At 68.9% G+C, this 20,626-nt stretch carries 19 protein-coding genes and 1 tRNA gene; 10 read left to right on the forward strand and 10 right to left on the reverse strand.

The window, feature by feature from the left end; genetic code table 11:
- Window positions 1–28: 28 nt before the first annotated feature.
- Window positions 29–1,033 carry an RluA family pseudouridine synthase gene (locus J3A75_RS02575; RefSeq protein WP_070998210.1) on the reverse strand — a complete coding sequence of 335 codons (1,005 nt, stop codon included), beginning with the start codon at window positions 1,031–1,033 and terminating at the stop codon, window positions 29–31.
- A 103-nt stretch (window positions 1,034–1,136) separates the two neighbouring features.
- Here J3A75_RS02575 and J3A75_RS02580 point away from each other — a divergent pair.
- A tRNA-Glu gene (locus tag J3A75_RS02580) sits at window positions 1,137–1,212 on the forward strand.
- A gap of 313 nt (window positions 1,213–1,525) precedes the next feature.
- On the opposite strand, the gene J3A75_RS02585 is transcribed toward J3A75_RS02580, so the two are convergent.
- Complete coding sequence (locus J3A75_RS02585; protein ID WP_164891333.1) at window positions 1,526–1,666, reverse strand: hypothetical protein; 141 nt, start codon at window positions 1,664–1,666, stop codon at window positions 1,526–1,528.
- 1,135 nt (window positions 1,667–2,801) lie between these two features.
- Between J3A75_RS02585 and J3A75_RS02590 the strand changes: the two genes are divergently transcribed.
- Window positions 2,802–4,640, forward strand: a complete 1,839-nt coding sequence (locus J3A75_RS02590; RefSeq protein ID WP_159392696.1) for a hypothetical protein — start codon at window positions 2,802–2,804, stop codon at window positions 4,638–4,640.
- Between the two features lie 79 nt (window positions 4,641–4,719).
- Here J3A75_RS02590 and J3A75_RS37185 read toward each other — a convergent pair whose 3' ends face one another.
- Both J3A75_RS37185 and J3A75_RS02600 read right to left on the reverse strand, forming a co-directional pair.
- Window positions 4,720–5,403: a hypothetical protein gene (locus J3A75_RS37185; RefSeq protein WP_199825822.1), complete on the reverse strand. Its 684-nt coding sequence runs from the start codon at window positions 5,401–5,403 to the stop codon at window positions 4,720–4,722.
- A 360-nt stretch (window positions 5,404–5,763) separates the two neighbouring features.
- Window positions 5,764–6,720 carry a class I SAM-dependent methyltransferase gene (locus tag J3A75_RS02600; protein ID WP_053621793.1) on the reverse strand — a complete coding sequence of 319 codons (957 nt, stop codon included), beginning with the start codon at window positions 6,718–6,720 and terminating at the stop codon, window positions 5,764–5,766.
- Window positions 6,721–7,507: 787 nt separating this feature from the next.
- On the opposite strand from J3A75_RS02600, the gene J3A75_RS02605 reads away from it, so the two are divergent.
- Window positions 7,508–8,005, forward strand: coding sequence for a DUF6894 family protein (locus J3A75_RS02605; protein ID WP_083374249.1), 498 nt, complete (start codon window positions 7,508–7,510; stop codon window positions 8,003–8,005).
- A 68-nt stretch (window positions 8,006–8,073) separates the two neighbouring features.
- Here the strand turns inward: J3A75_RS02605 and J3A75_RS02610 are convergent, their stop codons facing one another.
- Window positions 8,074–8,796 (reverse strand): sigma-70 family RNA polymerase sigma factor, encoded by a 723-nt coding sequence (locus J3A75_RS02610; protein ID WP_245364380.1) that lies wholly within the window; start codon window positions 8,794–8,796, stop codon window positions 8,074–8,076.
- A 166-nt stretch (window positions 8,797–8,962) separates the two neighbouring features.
- Between J3A75_RS02610 and J3A75_RS02615 the strand changes: the two genes are divergently transcribed.
- From J3A75_RS02615 to J3A75_RS02645, 7 genes are all read left to right on the forward strand, one after another.
- Window positions 8,963–10,423, forward strand: a complete 1,461-nt coding sequence (locus tag J3A75_RS02615; RefSeq protein WP_012321380.1) for a helix-turn-helix transcriptional regulator — start codon at window positions 8,963–8,965, stop codon at window positions 10,421–10,423.
- Window positions 10,424–10,518: 95 nt separating this feature from the next.
- Window positions 10,519–10,782 (forward strand): CsbD family protein, encoded by a 264-nt coding sequence (locus tag J3A75_RS02620; RefSeq protein ID WP_209649668.1) that lies wholly within the window; start codon window positions 10,519–10,521, stop codon window positions 10,780–10,782.
- A 90-nt stretch (window positions 10,783–10,872) separates the two neighbouring features.
- Entirely contained in the window at window positions 10,873–11,376 is a 504-nt protein-coding gene (locus tag J3A75_RS02625) for a CsbD family protein (protein ID WP_053620543.1), read from the forward strand.
- Between the two features lie 55 nt (window positions 11,377–11,431).
- A complete protein-coding gene (locus tag J3A75_RS02630) occupies window positions 11,432–12,355 on the forward strand; it encodes a hypothetical protein (RefSeq protein ID WP_012321377.1) in 924 nt (307 codons plus the stop codon).
- A gap of 150 nt (window positions 12,356–12,505) precedes the next feature.
- Window positions 12,506–12,709, forward strand: coding sequence for a CsbD family protein (locus J3A75_RS02635; protein ID WP_012321376.1), 204 nt, complete (start codon window positions 12,506–12,508; stop codon window positions 12,707–12,709).
- A gap of 94 nt (window positions 12,710–12,803) precedes the next feature.
- Window positions 12,804–14,219, forward strand: a complete 1,416-nt coding sequence (locus J3A75_RS02640; protein WP_012322536.1) for a TAXI family TRAP transporter solute-binding subunit — start codon at window positions 12,804–12,806, stop codon at window positions 14,217–14,219.
- 64 nt (window positions 14,220–14,283) lie between these two features.
- Entirely contained in the window at window positions 14,284–14,760 is a 477-nt protein-coding gene (locus tag J3A75_RS02645; protein WP_012322537.1) for a YidB family protein, read from the forward strand.
- 47 nt (window positions 14,761–14,807) lie between these two features.
- Here J3A75_RS02645 and J3A75_RS02650 read toward each other — a convergent pair whose 3' ends face one another.
- From J3A75_RS02650 to J3A75_RS02670, 5 genes are all read right to left on the reverse strand, one after another.
- Window positions 14,808–15,794 (reverse strand): ABC transporter substrate-binding protein, encoded by a 987-nt coding sequence (locus tag J3A75_RS02650; protein WP_070998212.1) that lies wholly within the window; start codon window positions 15,792–15,794, stop codon window positions 14,808–14,810.
- Window positions 15,795–15,937: 143 nt separating this feature from the next.
- Window positions 15,938–17,203, reverse strand: coding sequence for an adenylate/guanylate cyclase domain-containing protein (locus J3A75_RS02655; RefSeq protein WP_070998214.1), 1,266 nt, complete (start codon window positions 17,201–17,203; stop codon window positions 15,938–15,940).
- On the reverse strand, window positions 17,200–17,598 hold the full coding sequence (locus J3A75_RS02660; protein ID WP_070998216.1) for a response regulator: 399 nt from the start codon (window positions 17,596–17,598) through the stop codon (window positions 17,200–17,202). Before J3A75_RS02660 ends, J3A75_RS02655 begins: the two co-directional genes overlap by 4 nt.
- Entirely contained in the window at window positions 17,595–19,637 is a 2,043-nt protein-coding gene (locus tag J3A75_RS02665) for an ATP-binding protein (protein WP_209649670.1), read from the reverse strand. Before J3A75_RS02665 ends, J3A75_RS02660 begins: the two co-directional genes overlap by 4 nt.
- Entirely contained in the window at window positions 19,634–20,611 is a 978-nt protein-coding gene (locus J3A75_RS02670) for an ABC transporter substrate-binding protein (protein WP_012322542.1), read from the reverse strand. The genes J3A75_RS02665 and J3A75_RS02670 overlap by 4 nt, the downstream gene beginning before the upstream one ends.
- Window positions 20,612–20,626 lie beyond the last annotated feature (15 nt).

Below are 20,626 nucleotides of genomic sequence, written 5' to 3' on the forward strand. Positions count from 1 at the left end.
TGATCTTTCGCACGCCGCGACGGGGCGGTTACAGGCGCGGCGCTCCGTTCTCTTCCGCCCTCAGTGCCTGCACGAGCGCGGTCATGTCGGGCGGCAGCGGACTCTCGAACCGCAGCGTCGTGCCGGTGCGCGGGTGGCTGAAGCCGAGCAGTTCCGCGTGGAGCGCCTGGCGCCCGAGCGCGGTGAGGGCGGCGCGGGCTTCCGAACTCAGGCGGGCCGCCTTGGTCCGGAAGGCGCCGCCGTAGACCGTGTCCCCGAGCAGGGGGTGTCCGCGATGGGCGAGGTGCACGCGGATCTGGTGGGTGCGGCCCGTCTCCAGGCGGCAGCGCACGAGGGCGGCCTCGCCATACGCCTCGGCCACGGCGTAGTGGGTTACCGCGTGGCGCCCGCTCGCGTCCGACACGACGGCGATCTTTTCCCGATGGAAGCGCGACCGCGCGAGGTTGGCCTGGATCGTCCCGGCCCGCGGCTGGGGCAGGCCCCAGACCACGGCGGCGTAGGCGCGTTCCAGCGGTCCGGACCGGCCGTGATCGGCGAACTGGGCGGTGAGGCCCTGATGGGCCGTGTCGTTCTTGGCGACGACGATCAGGCCGCTCGTATCCTTGTCGAGGCGGTGGACGATGCCGGGGCGGCGCACGCCGCCGATCCCCGACAGGCTGGCGCCGCAATGGGCGATCAGCGCGTTGACCAGCGTGCCGCTCTCGTGACCCGGTGCGGGATGGACCACCAAGCCGGCCGGCTTGTCGATGACGATCAGGTCGTCGTCCTCGTAGACGATCGGTAGATCCAAGGCCTCGGCCACCGGCTCTGCCGGAGCGGCCGGGGGCACCCTGAGCACGATGTGCGCGCCGGCGGCGACTTTGCCCGACGGGTCGAGCGCCGGGAGGCCGTCCCGCTGGACCTGGCCGGTGCGGATCAGGTCCTGCAGGCGGGCCCGGGACAGATCCGGGAACAGCGCGACCAGTGCCCTATCCAGCCGCACGCCTCCCTCGGCCACGATCCCGGCCCGCTCGTCCTGCGCGTTATCCACCACGACCCCTATTCGCTCCCGATCTGACCCGCCGCGGCGGATTTCCTGACAAAGGCACTTGCTCCGCCGCCGGGTGGTGGCTATAGCAGCCCCGCGCCGCCGGAAAGCTCCCATCGTCTAGCGGTCTAGGACGTCGCCCTCTCACGGCGAAAACAGGGGTTCGATTCCCCTTGGGAGCGCCAGCGCGCTGGCAGCCATCGCGGGCTGCGCATCGTTTTATCAGAAATTGCTAGCGGCTTATGGGCCGGTGTATTGCCGGCGCTCTGCGCCTTCGGTGTCTGCTCGTCGTTTCGCGGGCTACCGCCGAGCTGGCGCTACCGGTCGAACGATCGCGCTGGCTCTACCGTGAGGTCTCGAGTCACGAACCGTCGCCATGCCGATGTAGCCCGATGGTGATCATCAGGGCACGGATGAGGGTTTACCTTGGCGTGGGCCGAGCACGCGGCGCAGCCGACGGATGGGGTCACGCTTTGCGAGACGGGATCGGCGTTCCGCCTACCAGAACCAGATGACGCGGCCCGACACCGCGTAGATGACGAACCACAGCCCGACGGCCAGGATGAGCGATGCCACGACGAGGGCCGCGTGGGGCCTCCTGCGCGTGCGGCTAGGGCGGACGTGAGTGATCTGATCCATGGGTGTGGCGAACGGCATCCCCTGCCGATCGTAAGCACGGAGGCTCCTCGCCCCGAGCCCGGGAGGCCCCCGTGGTTGCAATCGGCGACAACGGCGCGTTACGACCAACATCCGCCGTCGATGTCCCCATCAAAAGATGCGTTGCGGTGAGGCCGGCCGCCGGTCGCGCCGGTGGCGCGGGTCCATCGCCGACGGCCGCGAGGCTGCACGGCCTGCGATCAGCGACGCAATCAGGGATCAATCGGGGTCGCCTCAAAAACGGGATGTTGTGCGGCGTGCCCTACTGTGTCGAGTAGGTTTCCGTCGGGCGTGATTGCACGGTGCCTCAACCCGCGCGATCACCGCGCACTTCGAGATCCAAGCCGTCGGACAGCATCTCTGGACCTGGGAAGTGCTCGACGAGACCGAGATGACGGTAGCCGAATCTCATCGGCCGTTCCTTTCTCGGACATAGGCCCTCGCGGCGGCCCTGGCCTTCGATGAGCTGGTCGCGCGGGCTAGCCGTTCGCTCAGTGGTGGAGCGTCGAGCGGCCTCCTGTAGGCGATCACTTCCGACGCAGCTCTCCGAAGAGTTCTCGGGTCCGTTGCCTGGCCGATCTAATCCTCCGCTCGTGCGTGCAGGTGAGCCCATAGGCGGTCCGAGGGAGGCCCTCGCGTGTCGACCGGGAGCACGCGTCGCGCATGCAGGCATTCATCCTCAGGCACACCGACTGACCGTCCGTGTCGTCCCTGTGGGCGCTAAAGAGGAGCGGCAGGGGGCCTCGAACTGGCTGACCTGCCAGTGATGGCGACACCCGCGGCCAAGCAGAAGCCGCAGACCAGCAGGCGGCTATCGTACAACCAGTGCCTGCGGTCCTCCCCGGCGGCGCCGTTCGCGCTCATCCTTGTCACCGGGAAATCGCCCGGTTCCGCGTCCCGACGCGAGAGGCTCAGCCTGGCTCTTCGACGGGCGAATCCACCGCAGCCGGTCTGCCGAGGCGATTCGGCTGGTCGAACGCTGTTCACGGAAGGCAGCGTCCTGTCAGCAGGTCGACCCAGTCCTCGTCGCGCCGCCGCGGCCCGTCGTATCATGGGTGGGCCGCTCTGGGATCGGCAAGACTCGCCACGCGGCGCGCGAGGCCGCACGGAGGGACGCTTGGGATACGGGATTTCACTTACGCGTCGCGGTCTTCTCATCGCTCTGTGCTTCGCTCAGGGCACGGTCTGCGCAGGGGGGTTCGATTCTGGAACGACACCGCCGACGCCCGGAACGAAGCAGAATCATCCCGTCGAGGATGGCAATCGGCAGGGAGAGACCAGTGCCGGTCGCTCAGACGCGACTTTGGGATTTACGCCACCGAGCGGCGTCGTTAGTCGCGCCGACCTCGCGGACCCGATCAACAGCCCGCTCGTCTCGAAGTTCAGAACCGTTCTGGCGACCTACGATGACTTTGCCGCCCACGGCGATGGCAAGGCTTGGACGGAATCTGCCGACGTGTGTCCGGCTCTCAACGCTGCGTTCGCCTTCCTCAACGCGCGCGGGGGAGGAACCCTTGTGCTGCCTCCCGGCGCGGCTCGCTGCGCGACGTCATTGCGTGCGCCCAACATGTCCCGCATCAAGATTATCGGCCAGGGTGCAGGTGCCTTCTCCATCGCGGGAACCGAGTTGAAATGGGCCGGTGCGCCCGGAGCCGTGATCGTCGATCTGCGGAGTACGACGGCTCAGACACCGGTGACCGCCGTTGCGGTTTCGGATCTGACGCTCAACGGGAATGGGCGCGCGAAGACGGGATTGTTCGTGCGCGGGCTGAAAAATTCCAGGATCGACATCATGGTGCGGGACACGACCGGTCCGGGCGCCGATATCGATGTCGATGAGGCCCGCGGTCCTCTCGCGAAAGGCCCGCTCACAGGACCTGTCTGGGCGGCGGTCACACCGGGATCCGGTGGACGGAGCGGGACCTACACCGGGGTCCCCCTCGCGAACGCGAGCGCGGGAGCCGGAGAGGGCGCCCGCGCGACGATCACGGTCAAGGGCGGTTCCGTATCCGCGATCGACGTCACGGAGGGGGGAGCCAATTACGTGCTGGGCGACGTCCTGACCGTCGAGCCCCCCGACATCGGCGGAACGCGGGACGTGTCCATCACCGTCGCGAATTCCGGCAATGCCGCGTCCTCGTTCCTCGACACATCTCAGAACGAGTGGAAACTCCGCGTGACGCAGCAAGGCAGAGCGAGCCTGAAGGCGCAGGGCGTGCGCATCGGACCGGGGTCGCCGTGGCTCGACACCAACTCGAGCCAGTGGATCAATGTGTTGACATTGACCCAACAGGGGACGGGGTTCGAGATCGGCAACGCGGATACCAACGAGTTCATCTTCATACGCGCCGATCGCGAAGGACATACCGGGATTGGGGTCGACCTGAAGGGCGGAGTCTGGACGTCACCGTCCTCTGCCCGGGCCAACCGCTTCGGGACAATCTCGGCGACGGGCGGCTTAGTCGCGCGCGGCGGGCCACGGCCGAGCGTCAGGAATGTCGTGGCCAAGTACAATACCGAGAGCGGTGAGGCGCCGCCAAAATGGGAGGATGGTGCGGGCGTCAACATCACCGATGATAACGGCCAGTCCATCGGGAATACTGGGTTCACGACGAATCTCGCACGAACGGTCTACACGCCCGCGGTCGCACGCGGCGGTGCGGCCGCCGCCTCAGTCTCGGCCACGGCCGATTACCGCCGATTCGGTCGAGAGATCCTCGGTATTCGGCTGGATATTAAAGTCACGGGCGGCTCGGGCTACATCACGGCCTCGCTTCCCTGCCAACCGTTCAAGGACACGGTGTTGACTGGATTCGACCGAGCGACCGGTCGCTCCGTCCAGGGCCGGATCGGTTTCGCCGATCCGAAGGTCTACATCTACAGCATGGACGGGACAGTGCCGGCGAACGCCAACGCTCAGCCGCTGCTCACCGGCGATCTGGAATGCAAGGATTGACGCCGATGCTATCTCCTGACGGTCAGAGACGCCGGACCGGCCAGCTCTAGGTTTCCCCCGAGCACTGATGACTGGTCTATCAAATCTGGTTCTCCCGAGGCAGGACCGTCCGGGCCAGTTCCTGGCCATCCGCGGAGCGGCGGATCACGATCGTCTGCTCCACGTCTTTTTTCAGGGGCGGAAAGAACGCGTATGTGAAGCCGTGATGCGCGTTGCCGATATTAGCCTCGCGCAGATCCGGACGGAATTTGCCAGCAACGACCGTATTGACGGGTGATCGGTTGACGACGATGGCGATCACCGTCGGTGAATTCGGGGAACATGGTGTGAAGGCCCACCCGCGGATCCGGCTGTGATCAGCCTCGTCGATGAAGCCTTGCAGCGGTACGTGATCGTGCGACTCCGGAGAGCCGGGCGCGCCCTGAGCCTCTGAGGTCCCTTTCTGCCCCACCTGAGTCGGCGGGGTGCCCGGTGTGTAACCGCTCCGTCCTTCGGCAAGGCCGTTCTGCAAGAAGTGGATCAGCGGATTCTGTCCCGCGGCGGCGACGTCCGGGTTCGCCGCGAGGTAACCCGCCGTGCTGAAGCCGGCGCTGGGGTCGCGTCCTTCCGTCCAGCCATGGTTCAGAAAATGCTGAAGTGGATCTAGACCGGCCCTACGAACGTCGGGGTTACGATCCAGGTAGTAGGCCGGATCGAAGCCGGGAAGCGGGTTAGCAAACAGCGGACGGCGCTGATTGGACGAGATCGGCAATCGAAACTTCATGGGCAATCCGCGCAGCCAGGGATCGTCCTCGGTCTACCATAGCGCGTGACGTCGCAAGCCCGGCACGCGGAATTCGAGCCGGCATGAGCGTGGCAGCACCGTATGTGTCGCGGACTCTCCGCACGAGGCGGCTCGGTCGGTTCGGCATAGACGCCGGAAACGCGCGCCATGTGTGCTGCCCCGATGATGTCGGGTGTCGGTGGCTTCGCCGAGCCTTCATCGGGTGCGTGTTCGAGCGCGAGATCGGGTGTAGTTCCCGTAATCCACAGCGCGCAGGACCAGATTTCGCGGTCCTTGCGCGGAAGGCTTTCTCTCGCACTGTCTGACTAATGCAGATGAACCGCGAAACGGCGGTATGATTCACTCGGAAATTCTCTGTGTTTGCTCCGGGCGATGTCTCGCGACGAGATGAAATCCGAGTTCCGGATTGGCGCGCGCATCCCAATCGTGGGCGCGGGGATTGCCTGATCCGCGCGGATAATCGCGAAGCTGGAAGGGGCTCTCGATCGGGATCAATCCTGACGCCATGAAAACGTCTTCCCACCAAGCGCGGTCGCGAATCGTCGCGTGGAAGTCGTGGCCCGCCTCGTCGCGATCCGCGAAGGTCGCGATGGAGGCGACGACGACCCCACCCGGTCTCAAGTGTCGGCAAATCGAATGCAGCAGCGTGGGTAGGTCCGCTTCCGGTATGTGCTCGAACAATTCCCAAGCCGTGACCAGATCGAACTTCTGGCACTCTCCGGCCTCGTCTTCGACGCGGAACGGGAAGCGCACGTCGGCGGTGAAGAGACGATCCGGAATCGTGCGCCACTCCGCACGCTGCTCCTTCCGCGACCAGTCCGAGCCTTCGATCCCGATCGAGAAATGTCCGCGTTGGGTGAAATCCCAGACGAGCCCTCCACCGGCCGAACCGATATCGAGGTGACGCAGGCGGCTGCCGAAATGGGTTTCGCAGGCTGCGACGAAGCGCGGGGACCGGGTATTGTCGACGGCCGTGCCTCTCGGAAAGAGATGATCGGGCGTGTCGTCGGCCAGCGCTTTCGCGGTCACGACACGCACGTTCACGGGTTTCACCTCGCTTCTCCTGATCACGGCTTCCAAGATGTCCCGCTGCCGATCCTCGCATTCGAGAACGAATCGGTCGAAGCGCGATCTGAAATCGTTCCAATTGAGTGCGTCGTAGTAGAAGTGCGTTTGAAGCGCTGAGATCCGCTCTACGAGCGCGTCGAGCTTCGCTTCGATAGCCGCGACACGGTCGAAGGGGGCGTCGTCGGGCGTCTCGAACCTCGGCTCACGAGCCACGTCTCTGCTGTCCACTCACTCTCTCCGTTGCCGGGCCGGAGCCCATCGAGCCGACAGGCATGGTTGCATATGTCCAGCGTCCGAGAAGATACTATGCCAAGCAGAGGAAAACATAAAATTACGCGACGACTTGGGTTGCTTTGCCTGTGAATGGAATCTTGCCTGTTCGTCAATTTTCACTCAGAAGTTGACAAGCAAAACCGAGACCTGAGCATTGTGGTTGCCTTGCAGCCGCGTCTGGGATTGATGCGGCTTCCTATCGCCGCGTCTTCTGGCGTCGTGATGGGTGAATCGACTGTTGAGGTGGCCAACTGTGATTCCCTTCGACACTCCGACCGCATCGCTGCGCGGATTGGGCTTTGCCGTCGTGGCGAGTGATGTCGATGATTCGCTGGCCGCTGGGTCTTGAACGCGGCATCGTCGCGCCACGTGCTGGCTCGATCGGCTCGCCGCAGGATCCCGACCGGCGCCGGGTCGCGATGCACGGAGCGCTGATCGCGCAATCGCGACAGTCGATCAGAGGGTTCACGAAAGTGTGTGCACGCGCGCGAGCGGCCCTGGGAGTGGAATATTAAATTTTTCTCCAATCGGTCGGTGATCCATCGATCATCCCAGGACCGAGGCTGGAATTTACGCGCGCCAGCGTCATGGCTGCGGGGCCTTGAGGTTCGATTTGCTGGTTGTGCGGTTCTTCGAGGCGGATCGGACGATTGCGCACCTATTGCTTATCCCTTCTTGCGGACCCGAATGTTGGCGTATACCCCGATGTGATTGAGCCGGCGCGGGATCGGGGGCTGGGGGGATGCTGCTGGTTGTCATCTCGGCTGCTCTGTGCAGCGGACTGGCCGTGCTTGTTTTCGGCTGGCAATCGCTCGATTTCCAGACTCTGGTACTGGCGCCCTGCGTCGCCAGCGCGACCGCCGTGCTGGCGGGTGGCGGACTCGCGCTCCTGAGGATCGGAACGTCCCGAAACGCGCATGATCCCGCGAAGATCTTCGCTATCGCCGGCCTTCAGAGCGGTGATCGCCGCGACCTCCGGCTCGTGCCGCGGCGGCTCTACTTCGATATCGAGCACGATCGCGAGATCATCAAGGACGAGATCGGGATCGAGGCGACGAGCCTCGATCAGGCGCTGGACGACGCCCGCAGCGTCATCCGGGACATGGTGCAGGAGCTTGCCGACGAAGGCTACGGGGAGGACTGGGTGCTGGTCGTGCGCGATGCCAGAGGGACCTCGGTCGCACGCCTGCCCATCGAGCAGGCGCCCGTGCAGGCGCGGTCCGATCGGCGGTCGGCTTGATCATCGGGTGATCTGACCGCGCCCGCGTCCCGGCAGCGTCCGGCACGGCCGACGCATGCGGCCCCGGATCAGCGCTCGCCCAACTCCTGAAGCAGCCGGTCGCGAGCGCGACTGACGCGGCTCTTCACGGTGCCCGCGGGACACCCGATCACGGAAGCGGCGGCCTCGTAGGGAAGGCCGTCGACGGCGACCAGGATCAGCGCCTCGCGATAGGCTGGTTCGAGCCGGTCGATCGCGGCTCGGACCTCCGACAAGCCCATGCTGTGTTCCTGGGCGGCCGGTTCCGACAGGGCCGTGGCGTGCACGCCGTCGGGATCCGGGACCTCGAGGCGTCGCTTGCGCCGTCCGTTGATGAAGCCGTTGCGCAGGATCGTGAACAGCCACGCCACGAGGCTCGTGCCGGGCTGGAAGCGCTGCCGATGCTCCCAGGCTTTGAGCAGCGTGAACTGCACGAGATCGTCGGCCTCGACGCCGTCGAACGTCAGCGTCAGGGCGTAGCGACGCAGGCGTGGCGCCAGGGCAATCAGATCGTCCTTGAAGGCATGGGGCACCTGCCGCCCGACCTCGGCGGCATCCAGCGCCGCGGACAGCCGATTCAGCACGGCGGCGAGACGGGGGCCGATCTCGATCGGTGCAACTTCTGAATAGTGTTGTCGCAGCCGTTCAGCCAGCTGCGCGTGGATAGGCGAGATGACGGGATCGGACCTGCCGGTCGGATCGCGCTCTTCGTCAGCGGGCTTCACGGTGAAGCTCTGGGTTCGTGGGGACGGAGACATCGCCGCGACGGGCAAGATGTCTCGCTGAAGGGACGCGGACTTATCTCTGGTTGATCTCAACGCCGTCAATGGTGCAGGTATACCAGTGAAAATTGCGGATCTGGTGGAACCGGCTTGTGCGCAACCCGTTTGTGCCCCGCTGCCGCGAGGGCAGTGACGGCAGGCGGGGGGCGCGGGAGCTGTGACGGCGGGGGTTGACAGGCATGAGCTCCGGCAGATCATCGCCGGGTTGAGCGAGGGCGTGATCCTGGTCGAGCCCGACCAGACCATCGCCTACGCCAACGCCGCCGCCCTGGCGATGCACGGCGCCCAGAGCCTCGACGAGCTCGGCCCCACCGTCGACGCCTACCGCGACCGCTTCTGCCTGCGCTACCGCAACCACATCGTGCCCAACCAGTACCCGATCGAGCGCGTCGTGGCCGGCGAGCGCTTCCACGACGTCGTGGTCGAGGTGCGGCGGGCCGACAGACCCGACGTGGACTTCGTCCACTCCCTGCGCAGCCTCGTGGCCACCGACCGCGACGGCAACCCGAGCTGCCTCGCCCTGATCCTCAAGGACGTCTCCGACCAGTTCGAGGCCGAGGAGCGGTTCGAGCGCACCTTCAACGCCAACCCGGCCCCGGCCGTGATCACGCGGCTGTCCGACCTGCGCCACGTCAAGGTCAACCACGGCTTCCTGGAGATGACCGGCCACACCCGCGACGCCGTCATCGGCCGCAGCGTCTACGAGGTCGACGTCCTGGCCGGCGCCCGCAACCGCGACCTCGCCGTCGCGCGCCTCAACGCCGGCGGCACGATCCCGCAGATGGAGGCCTGCCTCGACCTGCCCGACGGCGGCAGCCGCTTCGTGATCGTCGCCGGGCAGCCGATCGCGATGGGCGACGAGCCCTGCATGCTGTTCACCTTCGCCGACCTCGAGCTGCGCCGCAAAGCCGAGGCCGCGCTGCGCCAGAGCGAGGAGCGCTTCGCCACGGCGTTCCGGATGACGCCGGTGCCGACCGTGCTGGTGCGTGCCGACGACGGCCAGGTCACGGGCGTGAACGAGGCGTTCAGCCGGGTCTTCGGCCTGGGCGAGGACCGCGTCGTCGGCCGCTCGCTGGCGGAGGCCGGGCTGTGGGTCGCCGACAAGCAGCGCCTGCAGGTCGAGGCCGCGCTGGAGCGCCAGGGCTACGTGCTGGGCGTCGAGGTCTGCCTGCGCCACGAGAGCGGCGCGAACCTCGACTGCCTGGTCTCGGCCGAGCGGATCACGATCAACGAGACCGCCTTCGTGCTGCTGGTGCTGCAGGACATCACCGAGCGCAAGCACACCGAGCGGGAGCTGTTCGACGCGATCGAGACGGTGATGGCCGACACGTCGTGGTTCAGCCGCGGGCTGATCGAGAAGCTGGCCAACCTGCGCCGGCCGGGCCGGGAGGCGGGCGACGCGGCGGCGCCGAACCTGACGGTGCGCGAGCGCCAGATCCTCAACCTGATCTGCTCGGGGCTCAGCGACGACGCGATCGCGCGCAAGCTCGGCCTGTCGCGCAACACGGTGCGCAATCACGGCGCCGCGCTCTACCGCAAGATCGGCATCCACAAGCGCAGCGAGGCGGTCGTCTGGGGGCGCGAGAACGGTTTTCCCCTGAACATCTCTGACGGATAGATACCGCCATACTGGTACAACCACACCATTGATCGGCCACGCCCGGCGCACATCTTCCGGTCGGCCAGGGTTTTCTCACGCAGGACGGGGCGCCCATGACCGAAGACAGGAAGACACCCTCCGCCGAGCACCTCAAGGGCTCGGTGAAGGAGGCCATCGGCAAGCTGACCGGCGATGCCCGGGCGCAGACCGAGGGCCGGCGTCAGAAGCGCGACGCGCCCGGATCGGACGCGCCCGGATCGGACGTGCCCGGATCGGACGTGCCCGGATCGGACGTGCCCGGATCGGACGTGCCCGGATCGGACGTGCCCGGATCGAAGGCCGGCGGATCCGGGCCCGCGGGCTCCGGCCCGCGCTGACGGACATCACCCGGCGCCTCACGGTGAGGCGCCCCCACCACCAGCGCGATCGCGGAGGCGATCGCCGACGCGACGACGGAGGAGAACGACATGGTCGACACCGATCGGATCACGGGCGCGGCCCGGCAACTCGGCGGCAAGGTGCAGGGCGCGTTCGGCGACCTGACCGGCTCGCGGCGCGACGCGGTCGAGGGCCGCGCCCGCGCGGCCGCCGGACAGGCCGAGAGCCTCTACGGCCAGGCCAAGGACACCGTGCGCGACGCGGCCGACCACGTGGCCGACGCGGCCCGCGACCTCGGCGGCCGGGTCCGCGACGCCGTCGACGATCTCGGGGCCGACGACGTCGAGGCCCGCGCCCGCCGCGCCCAGGGCGCCGCGCACGATCAGTACGCCCGCGCCGAGCGCGGCGTCCGCCACGCCGCCGAGGAGGCCTACGACGTCGCCGAGGACGCCTACGCGCGCGGCAGCCGCGCCCTGCGCCGCGGCACCCGCGAGGTCGGCGAGCAGGTCGCCGCGTACCCGCTCGCCGCCCTGCTGATCGCCGGCATCGCGGGCTTCGGCCTCGGCCTGCTCGTCAGCGCCCGCCGCGCCTGAGCCGCGCCTGAGCCGTCAGCCCCACGAGTTTCGACCCACCACCCGGAGTGACAGCGTGACCACCATCCAGACCGTTGCAACGCCCCTCGCGCCGGACGCGCACGCCGACACGCGCGCCGTCCTGCTCAACCAAGTCTCCTGGGGCGCGATCTTCGCCGGCGCCGTGACCGCGCTGGTCACCCAGGTGATCGTCAACCTCGTCGGCGTCGGGGTCGGGCTGGCCTCGGTCGGCACGACCGCCGCCGACAACCCCTCCGCCTCGACCGTGTCGATGGGCGCGGGGCTCTGGTTCGTCGCCTCGGGCCTCGTGGCCTCGCTGGCCGGGGGCGTCATCGCCGGGCGGCTCTCGGGCAAGACCCTGCCGGGCGCGGCCGCCCTGCACGGGCTGGTCTCCTGGGCGGTGACGACGCTGGTGGTGCTGTACCTGCTGACCTCGGCCGCCAGCGGCCTGGTCGGCGGCACGCTCAGCACGGTGTCGGGCGCGCTGGGCGGGGCCGGCAGCCTGGTGGGCGGCACGGTGCAGACGGCGGCCCAGGCGGCGGCGCCGTCGCTGTCGAAGATCGCCAACCCGCTGGACGGCATCGAGGACAAGGTCCGGCAGCAGACCGCCGGGCAGGACCCGCAGGCGGCCAGGGACGCGGCGGTCGCGGCGGTGAAGGCGCTGTTCACCGGCGACCCGTCGCAGAAGCAGCAGGCCGAGGCGCGGGCGGCCGACGCCCTGGCCAAGGCGCAGAACATCCCGGTCGATCAGGCCCGCCAGCAGATCCAGGACTACGAGAAGCAGTACGACCAGGCGGTGGCCAGCGCCAAGCAGAAGGCCGAGGCGGCGGCGGTGACGGCCAAGTCGGCGGCCACGCAGGGCGCGTTCTACGCCGCGCTGGCGCTGATCCTGGGTGCGCTGGCGGCGTATGTCGGCGGCCGGCTGGGCGCGCCCAAGCCCGCGACCCTGCTGGGCGCCTACGAGACCCGGCGCGTCTGATCGCCGGCCCACCGTCGGCCGATCGTCCAGCGATCGCCCGGTGATCCCCTCGGCTCCCGCCCCGGCGGGGGCCGTCCACCCCGGCGGGCGCGGGCGCCCGGCCGGACCTCCCGAGCCACGACACGACCCCGAGAGAGAGGAGAGCACGCGATGAGCAGCACGACCGACAAGATCAAGGGCCTGGCCAACGAGGCGGTGGGCAACGTCAAGCAGGCGGCCGGCAAGGCGACGGGCAACGACAAGCTGGTGGCCGAGGGCAAGGCGCAGGAGCTGAAGGGCGAGGCGCAGAAGACCGTCGGCGACGTCAAGGACGGCGCCAAGAACCTCGCCGACAAGGTCACCGGCAAGCACTGATCCCGACACGGCGGCGCCGGCACGCCGGCGCCGCCCCTCGGCCCGCCTTCGGCACGACGTCTGCCGAACCGGTCAACGCGCGAGAGCAGAGCCGATGCGGCGCTTCGCCAGCCTCTTCCTGCGTCAGGAACTCGTCTTCTTGGTGCTCGCCGTTCTGCTGAGCGTCGGCGCCGGGGTGGCCTACTGGGTATCGCGCGCCACTGTCCTGACCATCGCGGTGGCTCCCAAGGACGGGACGGAGCCGGCCCTGATCCAGGCCTACGCGGATGCCCTGGCCAAGCGCCAGAAGGAGATCCGCCTCAAGATCCTGCCCTTCGACGACGTGCGCGACAGTGCCGAGGCGCTGCGCGACGGGCGCGTCGATCTGGCGATCGTGCGGCCGGACGTCGAGCTCCCCGACAACGGCCTGACGCTGGCCATCCTGCGCGACCAGGCGATGATCATCGCCTCCCCGGAAGCCTCCGGGATCGACCGCTTCCCCGACCTCGACCGCAAACGCCTCGCGATCCTGGCCCATCGAGACGCCGACGAGGCGCTCATCCGCGCCATGCTGGAGCACTACGGGCTGACGCTGGTCACCACCGAGCCGGACGGCGGTCTCCCGCCGCGCCACGTCGCCCTGGTCGAGATGGCCGAGAGCGACCTGGGCGCGGCCCTCGCGCGCAAGCGGGTCGACGCGGTGATCTCGGTCATCGCGCCGACCGCGCCGACGGCCCAACGGATCGTCGGCCTCGTTCAGGCCGCCAGCCGCACTCGCAAGATCACCTTCGTGGATGTCGAGAACGCCGACGCGATCGTCGCCCGGCTGCCGCGTCTGCAGGTGGTCACCATGCCGGCCGAGACTTTCGGCGGCAGCCCCAAGGTGCCGGCCGACGACGTACACACGGTCGGCGCCTCCTACCGGTTGATGGCGCGCTCGAACCTCGCCCGCTCCGTGGCGGCCGACGTCACCCAGCACCTGTTTGAGCTGCGCAGCGCGATGGCGAACGTCACGCCGGCCGCCGACTACGTTCAGGCCCCCGCCTACGATGGGACCGTCGGCGCGACGAGCGCGAGGCTGCCGATCCATCCCGGCGCGGTCGACTATTACGAGCGCGAGCAGCAGAGCTTCATCGAGCGCTACGAGACCTGGATCTACCTGCTCGCCTTCCTGGGCGGCGGCATCGGCTCCGCGCTCGCCTGGATCGGCCAGCGCCTGTCGCGCCTGCGCCGCGAGCGGGTCGAAGAGGCGACCGACCGCCTGCTGCAGATCCGCCAGGAGGCGCAGGAGACCTCGGATCCCGGGCGTCTCGAGATCCTGGCCCGGGAGATCGACGATCTCGCGGGCGACATCGCCAAGCATGCCCTGGAGCGGCCGACCGAGGCCCGGACCATGTCGGCGGCGGCCATCGCCATCGACGCGGCCCGCTCGACGGTGAAGCGCGCCATCGCGGCCGGCCGGAGCGCGGATGACGGATCGGCCCTGGCCGGCAGAGCCATCGCCGCCGACGCCGCCCAGACGCCGGCATGACCCGTTGCGGCGGCCCACCGCCGTATCACCCGGGCTTCGGCCCGCATCAAGGAAGGACGACGCCATGAGCAAGGGATACCCCTCGATGACGGCCCTGCTGGGCCTGCTGGCAGTGGCCGGCTACCAGAATCGCGACCGGATCGCCGAGTGGCTCGGCGGCCACGCCAAGGAGGCGGGTCGGTCGCCGGCCCCGCAGGTTCCGTCCCCCGCGGGATCGACGATTCCGGCGAACCTGGATCGCCTCCTCGGCGGCGCCAGCGCGGGTGGCGTCGGCGGCCTCATCGCCGGTGGCCTGAGCGAACTGGTCGATCATTTCACCAAGGGCGGCCACGCCGAGACGGCGCAGTCCTGGATCAATCACGGCCCGAACCGCGACATCCCGGCCGCCGACCTGGAGCGTGCCATCGGGCCGGACACGCTGGCGGCCCTGGAGCAGCGCACCGGCTTGAGCAAGAGCGAGCTGCTGGCGCGCCTCTCGCGCGACCTGCCCTCGGCCATCGACCGCTACTCGCCGGACGGACGTCTGCCCGCCTTCAGCTGACCGGTCCGTCGAGGTCGTCGCGGCGGTGCCGCGACGACCGGCGGCCGCTACTCGACCAGCTCGTCCACCTTCGCCATCAGCGAGGGCGAGATGGTCAATCCCAGGGTAGCGGCCGTCGTCAGGTTGAGCAGGGTGATGAAGCGCTCGCTGGCCTGCACCGGCAGGTCGCCGACCACCGCGCCGCGCAGGATCCGGTCGATGTACCCGGCCGCCCGCTGCACATCCTGCTCGACGCTGGTCGTGTAGGCGGCGAGACCGCCGAGGCGCACCGGCGCCGCGTAGGCGTAGACGGCCGGCAGGCGGTAGGTGGCCGCCAGATCGACGATCCGCTGGCCGTACACGCCGGTCACCGCGTCGGGCAGGGCGATGAGGCCGCCCTCCGGCCGGGCGGCGAACTCCGTGATCGCGGCCTCGATCTCGGCGGCGTCGTGCACGCCGGCGATCCGGGCCTCGATGCCGAGTTCGGGGCCGATCCGGGCCATCTCGGCCGTGTAGCCCGCGAGTCGGGCCCGGTAATCGGGGTTGATCAGGGCGAGGGCCCGCGTGACGCCGGGGCTGAGTTCCTTCAGGAGCTGCAGCCACTTGCCGACGAGGACGAAGTCGAAATTGGTGAAGCCGGTGAGGTTCCCGCCGGGCCGCGACAGGTTGGTCACGAAGCCGCCGCCGACCGGGTCCTGAAGCATCATGAAGACGACCGGAACCGTCGTGGTCGCCCGCTGGAGCGCGGTCGCGCCGACGACGCCCTGCGCGAGCACGACGTCGGGCTGGCGCGCGAGGATCTCCTCCGCCTGGGCGCGCATCCGCTCGGCGTCGCCGTTGCCGTAATGCAGGTCCACGGCCAGGTTCTGGCCCCAGATCCAGCCGGCCCGCTTCAGACTCTCCTTGAGCGTGTCGACGATGACGGGACTGTCCGGATGCGCTTCGCCGTAGACCAGCAGGATCCCCAGGCGACGCTGACCCTTCGCCGGCGCGGCCGCGTAGGCCGGCCACGCGACCGCGCCGCCGAGGCCCGCGATGACGTCGCGCCGTCTCATGCGCCGGTCTCCTGTCTGAACGCGTTCCGGGCATCGCCGATCGGGCGGGATCCCGATCGCTCGCCCCGGGGACGGTAATAGGCGCTGCCTCATGCCAGGGCTATCGCGGCCGCCGATCGGGGCGCCCGGCGCGGGTGCAGGGCTCAGCGGACCTCGACCCGGCTGCCGCTGCTGCCGTTCAGCAGGCGCTTCAGGTGGTAGGCCGCGACCCCGTCGTCGGGACGCAGCCCGACCAGCGCCGCGAAGGCCGGAAGGGCGCCCGCCTCCCCGGCGTCGAGCTTCGCGTAGGCGTCCTGGTACTGGGCGAGCAGCGCGTCCGCGTAGGCAGCCTCGGTCAGGGGTTCGTAGGCGCGCAGGGCCGTCTGCTTGCCGCGCAGGAGGAGGTCGCCGAGGGGGCGGCCGCGGAACTGACCGGCGCGGATCACGACGGCGTCGCTGACGCAGATCCGGGTGCCGAACGCCTTGTTGGCGTTCTCCAGACGGGCGGCGGTGTTGATGGTGTCGCCGTAGGCCGTGTAGTCGAAGTACCGGCCGCCGCCGAAATTGCCCACGATCGCCGGCCCGGCATGGACGCCGATCCGCGTCACGCCGATCTCGATCCCGCGCTCGCGCCAGCGCCCGCGGAAGGCCTCGGCCGCCTCGTCCAGGGCGAGGGCACACGCCACGGCCCGGGCCGCGTGGTCCGGCTGGTCCCCCGGCGCGCCGAACAGCACGTGCAGGGCGTCGCCGACGATCTTGGCCACCGTCCCCTCGTGGGCGAAGACAACGTCGGTCATCTCGGCGAAGTAGCCGTTGAGGATCTCGGCGAGCTGCACCGGGTCGAGGCTCTCGACCAAGCTTGTGAAGCCGGCGATGTCGGTGAACAGCGAGGCCACGTCGCGGCGGTGGCCGCCGAGCTCGAGACCGGACGCGTCCCCGGCGAGCCGCTCGGCGAGGTTCGGCGAGAAGTACCGGGCCAGGGAGGCGTGGGCCCGCTCGGCGAGCGATTGCCGGCGCCGCCCCTCGCGCAGGTCCTCGACGTGGCGCAGCGTCCGCTCGATCGTCGTCTCCAGGTCGGCGAAGTCGATCGGCTTCGTCAGGAAGTCGAAGGCGCCCCGGTTCATGGCGGTGCGGATGTTCGCCATGTCACCGTAGGCCGAGACGATGATGATCGAGGGGCGCTCCGGGAAGTCCTGCAGCTTGGCGAGCAGAGTCAGCCCGTCCATCCGCGGCATGTTGATGTCGGAGACGACCAGATCGACGTCGCGGCTCTCCGAGAGGCGGTCCAGCGCCTCCTGCCCGTCGTGGGCGAACAGGAAGGTGACGAGGCCCTGGCGGATCTGGCGGCGGAATTTCTGGGTGATCAGCGCCTCGAGATCCGGCTCGTCGTCGACGACCAGGATCTTGGCGTTCGGGGCGCCGGGGGTCATTCGGTCCCCGCGAAGGCGGACAGCCGGCGATCGATCTCGGTCTTCAGCACGGCGAAGTCGATCGGCTTGGTGATCAGGCCCACGGCGCCGGCGGCGCGGACCTTCTCGCGCGTCTCGGCGTCGCCGTAGGCTGTGATCATGATCACCGGCACGTCGGGGCGCGCGGCGCGTACCAGGGGCAGCAATTCGAGGCCGGTCATCCCGGGCATGTTGATGTCCGACAGCATCAGGATCAGGCTCGGCTCGTTGGCGCCGTTGATCCGCTCCAGGGCTTCCGCCGCCGAGTGCGCGAAGGCCATCGCGAAGCGTCCGGCGCGCAGCTCGCGGCGGAACTGCTGCCGGAACAGGTCTCTGACGTCGGGTTCGTCATCGACGACGAGGATCAGGACGTTCATGGCTGGCTCTCGGTCTCGGCCGCCGTCTCGGTCGCCGGCCGAGGCGGCGCGGCCGGCGTAACACTCTGGCGCGGCAGGGTGATGATGAATTCCGTGAAGGCACCCGGTTCCGAGGCGACGTCAACCGTCCCGCCGTGCTGCTTGACGACGATGTCGTGGCTCAGCGACAGGCCTAGCCCCGTTCCCTCGCCCGCCGGCTTGGTGGTGAAGAACGGGTCGAACATCTTGGCTCTGACGCTGTCGGGGATGCCGGTGCCGTTGTCGCGCACGCGGATCTCGACGCTGTCGCCCCGGTCCCGGGTCGCGACCGACAGCGTCGGTTCGTAGCCGGGATCACCGTCGGTGGCCCGCTTCTCGGTGGCGTAGAAGCCGTTCGACATCAGGTTCAGAAGGACCCGCGTGATCTCCTGGGGGTAGAGGTCGGCGAGACCGGACGCCGGATCGTAATCGCGCACGAGGGTCACGTTGAAGCTCGGTTTCGCCGCGCGGGCCCCGTGATAGGCAAGATTCAGGCTCTCCTCGACCAGCCCGTTGACCTCGACCGGTCGATGCTCGCCGGATCCGGTGCGCGAGTGCAGCAGCATGTTCTTGACGATCGAGTCCGCGCGCTTGCCGTGCTGGACGACCTTCGCGAGATTGCCCTTGAGCAGGCCGGCGAGCTCCTCGACCTCCGCGCGCGTGTCCGGATCGAGGGCCGCCGGTTCGAGCACCTCGCGAAGCTCGTCCACCAGCTCGTTCGAGAGCGACGCGAAGTTGTTGACGAAGTTCAGCGGGTTCTTGATCTCGTGGGCGATGCCGGCGGTGAGCTGTCCCAGCGAGGCGAGCTTCTCGAACTGGACGAGCCGGCTCTGCGCCCGCTGGAGATCGTCGAGCGAGCGGTTGAGGTCGCGGGTCCGCTCCTCCACCTTGGCCTCGAGCGTCTCGTAGGAATCCTGAACCCGGCTCGCCATCGTGTTGAACCGGTGCGCGAGGGTCTCTATCTCGTCGCCGGTGCGGATCACGATTCGCTCGGACAGGTCGCCCGCGCCGAACCGCTCCGCCCCATCCTCGAGCTCGCGGATGGGCACGACCATGCGCCGCGCCAGGAAGGTTCCCGCCACCGCTGCGAGCAGCACGCCGAGACCCATCAGCGATGTGGTCTGGATCACGGATTCGAGGGCGGGGCCCATGGCGTCGCGCAGCGATTCCTGCACGAAGACGATCCAGTCGACCCGCGGGATCGTGGCATGGGCCGCCAGCACCCAGCCGCCGTCGAGGCCGGTGGTGATCTCGTAGTCCTGACCCGCCATGCGGGAGCCGGGCAGGGCCGCCGCCACCTCGGCCAGACCCGACAGGTCGGTGTCGCGCAGGACGAGGCTCAGATCCGGGTGCGCGATCAGCCGCCCGGTCGCCGTGGTCACGAAGGCGTAGCCGTGCTCGCCGACATTGATCGCGCTGACCACGTCCCAGATCAGCTTCAGATTGACTTCCGCGACGGTCACGCCGGGGTCGCGTCCGGCATGGGCCACCGAGACGGTCATGTACGGCTCGGAGCCGCGCCGGAAATAGACCGGGCCGAACCAGGTCTTCTGGGCGAGCGCCTGGGTGAAGCGCGGCGAGGCCGAGAAATCCTTGCCGCTGGCGACGGCGTCGGGCTCCAGCCGCGAGACGCGCAGCTGCTCCTTCCCGGCCGGATCGAGGTACGCCACCTCCGTGATGGCCGGTGCCTGGCGCAGCAGGCGGATGAAGTCGTAGCGCTGCTGCTCGGGGGAGACCCGCCGCCACTCGGCCCGGGTCGTCCAGCCGATCTGGCTCTCGATCGAGGACAGGAAGGCGTCGACGCGTTCGGCGGCGGCGCGCGCCTTGGTGCGCTGCGTCTCGATCGCGGTCCGCTTGGCGTCCTGATAGTTCAGCGTCAGGTCGACGGCGCCGTTGATGAGCAGCACCAGGCTGACGAGGCCCACGAAGGCCACCGCGAACTTCCCCGCGAGCGGCAGGCGGAACCAGCGCGGCGGCGCTGCCGCGGCCGGCGGGGAGGCGAGCGGGCGCGGCGCCGTCATTCGACGATCTCGTCCGCCTGGGCGAGGAGCGCCGACGAGATGGTCACGCCCATGGTGCGGGCCGTCTTCAGATTCACGATGAAGTCGAACTTCGTGGGCGCCTGGACCGGCAGGGTCGCGGGGTTCTCGCCGCGCAGGATCCGGCCGACATAGGCGGCAGCCCGGTGGACCGTCTCCACCGGGTCCGGCCCGTACGACATCAGCCCGCCCCGATAGGCGAAGCGCCGGATGGCGAAGACGGCCGGAACCCTGAGGCGCGTGGTGAGCGCGACGATCTGGTCGCCGTTGGCCTCGCTGAACGTGCCCGGGGCGACGATCAGGCCACCGTCTCCCTGCCGCGCGAGATCCGCGATGATGGGCTCGATCTCGACCGCCTTGTCGATCTTCACCACCGCGGGCTCGATCCCGAGGGCCGTCGCGGTGGTGCGGAACGGCTCGGCGTAGAGGTTCTCGCCCCGGATCTCGGTGCTCAGGTTGGACAGGAGCGTGACGCGTCGGAGGTTCGGGACGGCCTCCTTGAGGGCCGCCACCCATTTCCCGCCCAGAGGCGCCTCGTAGAGCGTGAAGCCGGTGATGTTGCCGCCCGGGCGCTGGAGACTTTCCACGTACCCGAAGCGGACCGGGTTCGAGGCGCCGACGAACACGATGGGGATCTGCTTCGTCAGGGACGCCACGGCCGTGAGCTGCGCGCTGAGATAGGCGAAGATCACCTGCGGTTGTGTGGCCACGAGGTCGGCCGCGAGGAGGCGCGTGCGCTCGCGGTCGGCCCCGGTCCAGCGATCGTCGACCCGCTGATCCGGCTGACCGTGATCGCGCAAGCCGGCGTGGAACGCTTCCGCCAGCACCCGGCCCTCGGGATCGCCCTCCACGAAGGGCCAGAGGGCCGCGACGTGGGCCTGACCCTGCGCCCGCACGGCGTGCGGCCACCCGGCGAGCGCCAGGGGCAAACCAGCGAGTACGGTTCGCCGCCTCATCCGACTATCGCGCCA

Source organism: Methylobacterium sp. PvP105 (assembly GCF_017876975.1).
GTDB classification, from domain to species: Bacteria; Pseudomonadota; Alphaproteobacteria; order Rhizobiales; family Beijerinckiaceae; genus Methylobacterium; species Methylobacterium radiotolerans.

Coding starts and splice junctions, on each gene's coding strand:
- J3A75_RS02585 (WP_164891333.1), bottom strand. CDS start 1,666: ATGGATCAGATCACTCACGTCCGCCCTAGCCGCACGCGCAGGAGGCCC.
- J3A75_RS37185 (WP_199825822.1), bottom strand. CDS start 5,403: ATGAAGTTTCGATTGCCGATCTCGTCCAATCAGCGCCGTCCGCTGTTT.
- J3A75_RS02605 (WP_083374249.1), top strand. CDS start 7,508: ATGCTGCTGGTTGTCATCTCGGCTGCTCTGTGCAGCGGACTGGCCGTG.
- J3A75_RS02620 (WP_209649668.1), top strand. CDS start 10,519: ATGACCGAAGACAGGAAGACACCCTCCGCCGAGCACCTCAAGGGCTCG.
- J3A75_RS02625 (WP_053620543.1), top strand. CDS start 10,873: ATGGTCGACACCGATCGGATCACGGGCGCGGCCCGGCAACTCGGCGGC.
- J3A75_RS02635 (WP_012321376.1), top strand. CDS start 12,506: ATGAGCAGCACGACCGACAAGATCAAGGGCCTGGCCAACGAGGCGGTG.
- J3A75_RS02640 (WP_012322536.1), top strand. CDS start 12,804: ATGCGGCGCTTCGCCAGCCTCTTCCTGCGTCAGGAACTCGTCTTCTTG.
- J3A75_RS02645 (WP_012322537.1), top strand. CDS start 14,284: ATGAGCAAGGGATACCCCTCGATGACGGCCCTGCTGGGCCTGCTGGCA.
- J3A75_RS02650 (WP_070998212.1), bottom strand. CDS start 15,794: ATGAGACGGCGCGACGTCATCGCGGGCCTCGGCGGCGCGGTCGCGTGG.
- J3A75_RS02655 (WP_070998214.1), bottom strand. CDS start 17,203: ATGACCCCCGGCGCCCCGAACGCCAAGATCCTGGTCGTCGACGACGAG.
- J3A75_RS02660 (WP_070998216.1), bottom strand. CDS start 17,598: ATGAACGTCCTGATCCTCGTCGTCGATGACGAACCCGACGTCAGAGAC.
- J3A75_RS02665 (WP_209649670.1), bottom strand. CDS start 19,637: ATGACGGCGCCGCGCCCGCTCGCCTCCCCGCCGGCCGCGGCAGCGCCG.
- J3A75_RS02670 (WP_012322542.1), bottom strand. CDS start 20,611: ATGAGGCGGCGAACCGTACTCGCTGGTTTGCCCCTGGCGCTCGCCGGG.